Origin of the sequence: Parabacteroides sp. B2-S-102 (assembly GCF_023656665.1) — a bacterium.
GTDB lineage: Bacteria > Bacteroidota > Bacteroidia > Bacteroidales > Tannerellaceae > Parabacteroides > Parabacteroides distasonis.
The window spans coordinates 2381-10153 of record NZ_JAMOKM010000039.1; the positions used below are offsets into that span (position 1 = coordinate 2381).

Genomic DNA, 7773 nt, shown 5'->3' on the forward strand with positions numbered 1-7773 from the left:
TTGACACCACTTTGAAAGGAAATTTCGGAACTGCAAAATTCCTAAAATCACAACCGACAACTTGAACATTTCGGGCATCAGAAAATAATTTTCGTAAATGTTCAACCAAAGCTGTGTCGTTTTCAATAGCAACAACATTGTTGGCGATTTTTAATAAATGAACAGTAAGAAACCCCTTGCCTGCCCCAATATCTAAAACCGTATCCTGATTACTTATATTTGCTTGTCTTATTGCATCTTTTATTAGCACTTTATCAATAGTAAAGTGCTGACCCGTAAAACGAACGGGCAATTTCTTTTTTGTCATTAGTAACTTCTTACAGGTGAATACTTCTTGAGTTCAACTTATAAATGCAACTTTTTGGGTGCGGATAATAAGCAATAAAAACATTTATTTTTCAGAGAGGAAAGAGAGACAATGTCCCCCTTTCTCTCACTCTGAATGGATAAAGTTTGCTATCTTTGCTTTAATTGTCCGTCCAAAGAAAAAAAAGTTGCAGATGAGCAAACATATAACCGAGGAACAAAGGTATGCAATTTTCTATGATGTTGCAAATACCGATGAGCAAAAAAGCAATAGCGGAAGCTATCGGAGTAGATAAAAGCACTGTTTACAGGGAGATAAAGCGCAATTGCGACGCCCGAAGTGGTAGCTATAGCATGGAGCTTGCCCAGCGAAAAGCAGACAGGCGCAAGCAGCAAAAACATCGCAAGGAAGTGCTTACACCGGCAATGAGAAAACGGATAATAAAGCTGTTGAAGAAAGGATTCAGCCCGGAGCAGATTGTCGGCAGGAGCCGCTTGGAGGGAATTGCGATGGTATCTCACGAAACGATATATCGCTGGATTTGGGAGGATAAGCGGCGGGGTGGCAAACTGCACAAATATCTTCGCAGACAAGGTCGCAGGTATGCCAAACGTGGTTCTAAAAATGCAGGGCGAGGATTTATCCCAGGCAGGGTGGATATTGATGAGCGTCCCGAGATAGTGGAACTGAAGGAGAGATTTGGTGATTTAGAGATAGATACAATTATTGGTAAGAACCACAAAGGTGCCATTCTTACCATTAACGACAGAGCAACAAGCAGGGTCTGGATACGCAAGTTGTCGGGAAAAGAAGCCATCCCGGTAGCTAAGATTGCAGTATGGGCACTGCGGAAAGTGAAAAACTTAATACACACAATTACGGCTGACAATGGAAAGGAGTTTGCAAAGCACGAGGAAATTGCGCAAAAATTGGAAATAAAATTCTATTTTTGCAAACCATACCACTCATGGGAACGTGGTGCCAATGAAAACACCAACGGGCTTATCAGGCAGTATATCCCAAAGGGTAAGGACTTTAGTGAAGTAACCAACAAACAAATTAAGTGGATTGAAAATAAACTCAATAATCGACCTCGTAAAAGACTTGGATACCTCACGCCAAACGAAAAATTTAAACAAATTATTAATCAGAATTCTGTTGCATTTGCAAGTTGAATTCAGCTTATAATAAGAAAGGAGATGAAGAATTTACTTCCCAACAGGACATTTTATTCCCTAAAGTGTTTGATGTTGATGGCATGCGAGTTTTTATTTATTGGAAACTTCCACATCCTGTGGAAAAGCTCTATCCATATGTTGATTACAAAATACGGAAAATTTCAAAAGATACGTTAGTTATAGGGGATTATACAGACTTTGTGTTTGTTAATGGTCATGGTAATGCCCCAAATCGGGAATTGTCAAAATAAAAAAATAATAAATGTGGGGTAATACTCCAAATCGGGAGTTATTGAAATAATTATCTGATTATCAATGTACTTTCCAAAAGATAAAGTATTAGGGCAGAGTGGAAAAATCGTTGAAACTGGTCCTATGTAATCGTTCAAAGTGACCCTTTTGTATCATCCAAAGAGGGATTGGACATTCGCGGTACGATACGAGTATGGGTGTTATGATTTATCAGCATTCATTCTTCTCTACTCCCAAAGGATTTTGTCAGTTGTACTGCTTGCTGTTGTAGTCTGATGAGAATTTGGGAATAGGTTTCGAGTTTGCCGAGCAGTTGTTGAGCAGTGGCAACAGAATGATAAGTATTGAGGACTTTCACGACTTCGTTGTACAGAACTCCTATCTTATGAGCCAAGGCAACGATTTCTGAGAGTTTCTCCAAGTAAGGTTCTTTTGCAGGGTCTTGGGTGATGACCTTAAAAGATTCACCAAGAAGCCTTGCTCGGACAAAGTCGCTCTTTGTCTTTGCTCCCGACTTGCGATAGAGTCTGATAAGTTTCTGCTGGTCTTCGGAATTAGGTATTCTGATGTGCCATCTGTCCCATCGTGGGCAGGTGGCACATCTGCCGTCTGGCTTCTTTTGTTTTTGCTTCTTCATTGCTTTCTAATCACGACTTTGGAGTGATTTAATCCCCTTTCGGGGCAAGGGTCTTTGTGGTACAAATGGCAATTTGTGGTACAAAGACACACCTTGCTGATGTAGAAAATGGGATTATAAGCCCCTGCTGTGTTACTGCATTCATTGAATACAGTAACTCGGCGTAGGCTTGCATTCGAGGAATGCAGTAATTCAGAGTTTCCTCCATCTTTCCACATCTTCCTTGTATTGGTCGAGGTGTTCCCGCAGTACCTGTTCGACATATCCCGAAACGCTCGCTCCATGCTCACCGATTCTCCGCACCACGAAGTCTAACTTTCGTTGGATTTCCTCTGATACATACACGGCTTTGCGGTGGCTGTTGCGAAAGGGCTGGAGATATTTCCCCTGAAACTCGGATAATTGCTTTCTGTCCTTTGTTTTTCCCATTCTTTGATGAAATTCTTCGGTAGAAGTAGCCCTTTCTGTTGGCGACAACGCTGTTTCTTGATAGGACGGTTGAGAAAAATCCTCGTTACTCTCCTTGTCATTTTGTTCCTCAACTTTATCAACAGGCTCAAACCTTCTCTTTTCCTCTTCATAATCGGAGGGCTGGTCAAAATCGGGTAACTCTTCGGGCTTGCGGAGCTTAACGCCATAATTTCCCATATCTCTAATGGCTTGTTCCAAGCGTTGTTTCCTTTTTTCATCTATTCTTGCCATAATTTCTTGGGTATCGGGTTATAGTGTTTTTCAAGCATGGCTTGTATGTCGCTCTGCTTGTAGAGTATCTTCCCTCCGATTTTGTAGAAAGGAAGCGTTCCTGAGTTTCTGTACTCTTGGAGCGTGCGTGTGCTGAGCCGTAATTGCCTGCACACTTCCTCGCTCGAAAGGTAAACCTCGCCATCTAACATCGGACGAGCTGTGGCACAATACCGCTCCAACTTCTTCAAAGTGCCTTCCATCAGTTGTGCAAACATCTGCATCTGAGGGTCTTCCCGCGTAATGATTTCATTCTCTGCCATAATTCATTCATTCTTTGATTTCAATCCTTGACTGCATTCAGCATTTCACAGATGTCGGTCTGTTTGTAATAACACTTGTGTCCAATCATGGAGAAAGGGATTTTGCCCGTATCTCGGTATGATTGTAGGGTACGCTTGCTGATGCCTAAACGCTTGCACACGGCTTCGTTGTCGAGCCATTGCTCGGTCTCAGGAGGATTACCGATGAGTTTCTCCACACGATGGATAAAGTCTGCAAATTCGGAGCGATGTTGCCCCCACGCTTTGCGGTCGATGATAATGAGTTTCATTGCCTTAATTTTGTTTTGATTACTTTATTGTTACTCAGCAAACAAACTGTTATGCAGTCCATTGCCGTACTTCTCGGGTGCAAAAGTAAACCCTCGGAAGCACCGCTGCAAGAAATGAGGATAAGCAGGGAAATAGAGAGAAAGCAATAGAAAAACAAAGGAAATCCGTCTGTGTTATTGCGGTAATGAGATGAGGTGCCGGTTCGTTCCTTTTATTATTTTGTTGTTTTATCGATAATTCGATAGTTCGACAAATCGAGATATCGAAGTGTCGATAGATAGTTTTATCGATAGATTATTTTGACGATATATAGTTTTGACAACAGATAGTCATGACAACAAATTGTACAAACAATAGATAGTCCGTATTATCGTCAGTCCTATCTGTTGTTAGTTGTTACGCCTTGCGTCCAAAGAGCCTGAGTATGCCGTATTCTTGTCGTGCCTATCTCTCTACGGCAGCCCAGCCTTGCAAGGTTGGGAGAGATGAATACGACCGCATGGATATAGAAAATGGCAATACCACCTTGAAACAGAAAAATCCTGCGGTGGAGATTCTTCTCTCCATCCGCAGGACTCGACCTTTCAGGGCAGACAGGCTGCCGTTGTACCTTTGCACGATAAGAAACGGCATCAGGAACTTTGCGTGCGCCTTTGCCTACAACGCCTTCGGGCTTGCTTCCTCCGTCTGTTTGACCGTTGGCAGATTGTTGCTCTCGATGAGCAGCACTATCGTGCCTGTGAGTTCGGTGTAAAGACGGCCGTATTGCTCGTCAGAAGCCAATGTGTCCGTCAAACCGAACTTGTCGAATGTGGCTTGAATAGCCTTGTTCGACAACAGTATAGGTACGAGTTTCTCTGGGAGCGGTGCAGGAAGTTCCCTTTCAAACTCGTTTTCCAACACGGATATAAGCGTATCGTACTTGGAAAAGTGCAAGCCTTGATACAATGCCTCGCTTGCCATGCTCTCCGCTTCAATGTGTGTAAAGCCTTGTGCTACAGCATCGCAGTAAACTGTGAGAGCCATATCTGCCCGTGCAGTGATAAACTCCGTATCTTGCAACTTTTCGGGGTGATGCTCACTCATGTAACTTCTTAACTTCAATCGAAAGTAGGAAAGTTCCTGTTTGTTCTTCTGTTTCATTGTTTTTCTTGTTAAAAAGTTGGACTTCTTTTTTTTGAATCATTCATTACGGCTGTTACATCCCAATTATGGGACTTGACTTTTTCGGTGTTCTTGACGGACACAGCCGTAAGGCTTTACGCAGTACCCTTGTATGCTCACTACCCATCAGGGGTTGCATTTCCTTGGCAATCTTGCTCTTGGTCACCCGTGCATAAATCTCGGTCGTGGAGATAAAGCGATGCCCCAGCATCTTGCTCACCGTCTCTATCGGAAGTCCGTTCTCCAGACAGATGGTCGTGGCAAAGGTGTGCCGTGCGGTGTGCGAGGTCGCTTGAGTATGCGGTGGCAGTCCTGCCTTAATACATATCTCCTGAATAGTTCTATTGAAATTACTGTTGCTGGGAAACTCTCGAAAGAAAAGCCCCTCCCTTCGTCCGTGGCTCACAATGGCGAGTATTTTCTCGGCAACGGGCAGCAACGGGACAATACTTCTGTTCTGTGTCTTTGTTCGACAGAGCGATATGTACCTACGCCCATCCCCGAATGTATAAACATCGTCCATTCGGAGTTTCTTTAAGTCTGAGAATGCCAGCCCCGTGAAACATCCCAAGAGGAAAATAAGTCTGCAATGGTTATCTGTCGAGCGGTGCGGACGGTAAGCCAAGAGTTTTTGCAGGTCGTCCGCCGTAAGTGCATTGCGCTCGTAGGTAGGCGTTTCTATGTCTATGAGTTCAAAAGGGTCTTCACGAACGTATCGCTCCTGCAATGCCTTGCGAATGACCTGATGCAAGTGGCGTAGGCGGTTGCCGACACTGCTTTCCTTGTTTCCCAAGTCCCGAAGCATAAAAAGGCGATAGTCCTCAAGCAAAGTCTTGTCCACCTCTGTGGGCATACAGTCTGCCCTGTCCCTTACTTGCAGGAAATGAACAAAACTCTTGTAGCTGTCCTTAAAAGCCCTGACAGTTGCCTTGCTTAATGTTCTGCCCTGCAATTCCTCCTTGTATTCACAAACGGATTGATATAGCTCCGTAAGTGTTGGCATGGGGCGACTTTGCTGCATATAACGCTCCTTGAGGTATTCCGCCGTGATATAGTTTTCTTCCCTTAATGTACGTTCATAGAGTGAATGCAAGCACTCTTCTATTGAGTTCAGTTGCAGATTGATGCCGCTTGAATTACCTGTTGTCGCCTTGATGCACCCTTTTCGGGCAAGCCACTCGTCGGGGGAAGTTTGCAACTGCGTGGAAAACGATGAGGACGTTCCATTACAGGTGATACGGCAACGGATTACGCATAGTCCGTCTTCATTGGTCTTGCTTCTATCTATGTAGAATAGTATGGCAAATGTACTTTTCATTGTTCTGCGGTTTTAGTTGGTCAGTTGATAATGTGCGAGTTGTGGAAGTATTTTCTCTATGTCCAGAAAGACACGCTCGGGAGATGTCTCCGCATACACTTGCGTGGTTTTGATTTGACTGTGTCCGAGCATTTTGGAAACGCTCTCAATGGACACGCCCTCCGACAGTGTCATCTGAGATGCGAAGGTATGCCGTGCCATGTGATAGGTCAGCGTTTTCTGAATACCGCAAAGCCATGCTATCTTTTTGAGGTGTATGTTTACCGTGTCGCATCCGGGTATGGGCAGCAGATACCCCTTGGGCGGTTCGTGTCGGAAAGCCCTCGTGTGAATGCCCCGATAACGCTCGATAATGGCAGCGGCTTCGGGAAGTAGGGGGATGTGGCACACGTTGCCCGTCTTTATTCTCGGCTTGCGTATCCAAGTCATTCCCGCTTCGTGAAAGACGTGCTGCTCCGTCAAGTGATACACGTCGGTATAGGAAAGTCCCGTCAGGCAGGAGAAAAGGAACATGTCCCTCGACACTTTTTCATAGCCTTGCAGTTCGTCTTCTCCCAAGGCTGCGATACGGCTTACCTCCTCCCTCGTGATGTAACGTGGAGTGCCCACTTCCCAACGAATGGAATGGTTGATGAAGGGATAGGTGTCAATGATATGCCGTTTATGCAGGTCTTTGAGCAAGGAAGCCAGCATGGAGAGATAACCAGCCGAGGTATTGAGCTTGAAGCCCTTTTCTTTGGCGAAGTAGTCCTCCAAGTCTTTGATGAGGGCTGTGTCCACTTTCTGTACGGGAATATCCTCCACATGGTAGCGGTACCTGACGAAGTTTGCCAGATGCTTGCGGAAGAGCAACAGGCATTTTAGTCTGCGTTCGCTGCGGTCTATGCCCACACGCTCACGGAAGCGGTTGATATACTCGCCCGTATGATAAAGCAGTCCTTGCGACTCGCTGTTCAACCCGAACACCAATTCCCTTACTCGCTCTGCCGTGACGCGAGCATCGGATTTTCCCGAAAGAGACTCATAAACCTTGTGAATACTCACCTGAAGGCGGTCAAGTTCCTTGTTTACCGATACGGCTTCGGCACTCTTGCCCAGCAGTCGGTTCTTGCGACTGTCCCACAAACGAGGAGTACACGAGCATTTGCAACTAAATTGTACCATAGAGCTTCCTGCGCTGATGCGTCCCATGATGGGACTTTTTCCGTTTTTGTCCTGCGTACCTCTCTTGAGGTAGAAAAGCAGCTTGAATTTTTCTTTTTCCATTGTTTTTTACTTGCAAAATTACACTTCTTTGAGGAACTTTGAGTGGTGCAAAACATTGATAATGAAAGAGAAAACGCCGTTTTAGTTACCACTTTCAGCCGTCCTTTTCCTTTCATCGTTTTTCGAACGATTTGGTAACTGAACTCCCTCCTTTTCGCTCCCTTTTCTGCCTGTTTTCTATGATGCAACCCTAAGAAGAAACAAGCAATATCCGCTGTATTTCAGTCAGATATGACTTTTATGCCATTTTCTGCTTTCTACTCCCATACTTCCGCATAGAAGGCGGCAAGCTCCGGCACTTTGATGAAGTAGCGGAAACGCTCCTTCTGCACCACGTTGTTCGTCACGTTGAACTC

8 protein-coding genes and 2 pseudogenes are annotated in these 7773 nt (G+C 44.8%); 1 reads left to right on the forward strand and 9 read right to left on the reverse strand.

Annotation, left to right across the window (positions count from 1 at the left end):
* Window positions 1-307, reverse strand: a 307-nt coding sequence (locus NBH07_RS22185) for an rRNA adenine N-6-methyltransferase family protein (RefSeq protein ID WP_250833610.1), incomplete at its 3' end; no start/stop codon positions are given.
* A 193-nt stretch (window positions 308-500) separates the two neighbouring features.
* On the opposite strand from NBH07_RS22185, the pseudogene NBH07_RS22190 reads away from it, so the two are divergent.
* Window positions 501-1482, forward strand: a pseudogene (locus NBH07_RS22190) (IS30-like element IS4351 family transposase).
* 472 nt (window positions 1483-1954) lie between these two features.
* Here the strand turns inward: NBH07_RS22190 and NBH07_RS22195 are convergent.
* From NBH07_RS22195 to NBH07_RS22790, 8 genes and pseudogenes are all read right to left on the reverse strand, one after another.
* A complete protein-coding gene (locus tag NBH07_RS22195) occupies window positions 1955-2374 on the reverse strand; it encodes a plasmid mobilization protein (RefSeq protein ID WP_004359027.1) in 420 nt (139 codons plus the stop codon).
* A 192-nt stretch (window positions 2375-2566) separates the two neighbouring features.
* The gene (locus tag NBH07_RS22200) at window positions 2567-3076 is read right to left on the reverse strand and encodes a DUF3408 domain-containing protein (protein WP_023983531.1); all 510 of its coding nucleotides are present in this window, start codon (window positions 3074-3076) and stop codon (window positions 2567-2569) included.
* Window positions 3064-3378: a helix-turn-helix domain-containing protein gene (locus NBH07_RS22205; RefSeq protein ID WP_250833611.1), complete on the reverse strand. Its 315-nt coding sequence runs from the start codon at window positions 3376-3378 to the stop codon at window positions 3064-3066. Before NBH07_RS22205 ends, NBH07_RS22200 begins: the two co-directional genes overlap by 13 nt.
* 20 nt (window positions 3379-3398) lie before the next feature.
* The gene (locus NBH07_RS22210; RefSeq protein ID WP_006045125.1) at window positions 3399-3668 is read right to left on the reverse strand and encodes a helix-turn-helix domain-containing protein; all 270 of its coding nucleotides are present in this window, start codon (window positions 3666-3668) and stop codon (window positions 3399-3401) included.
* 658 nt (window positions 3669-4326) lie between these two features.
* On the reverse strand, window positions 4327-4812 hold the full coding sequence (locus tag NBH07_RS22215; protein WP_008822869.1) for a DUF1896 domain-containing protein: 486 nt from the start codon (window positions 4810-4812) through the stop codon (window positions 4327-4329).
* 55 nt (window positions 4813-4867) lie between these two features.
* The gene (locus NBH07_RS22220; RefSeq protein WP_004378883.1) at window positions 4868-6151 is read right to left on the reverse strand and encodes a site-specific integrase; all 1284 of its coding nucleotides are present in this window, start codon (window positions 6149-6151) and stop codon (window positions 4868-4870) included.
* 12 nt (window positions 6152-6163) lie between these two features.
* Window positions 6164-7417, reverse strand: a complete 1254-nt coding sequence (locus NBH07_RS22225; protein ID WP_250833612.1) for a site-specific integrase — start codon at window positions 7415-7417, stop codon at window positions 6164-6166.
* Window positions 7418-7683: 266 nt separating this feature from the next.
* Window positions 7684-7773, reverse strand: a pseudogene (locus tag NBH07_RS22790) (helicase-like domain-containing protein); the annotation flags it as partial.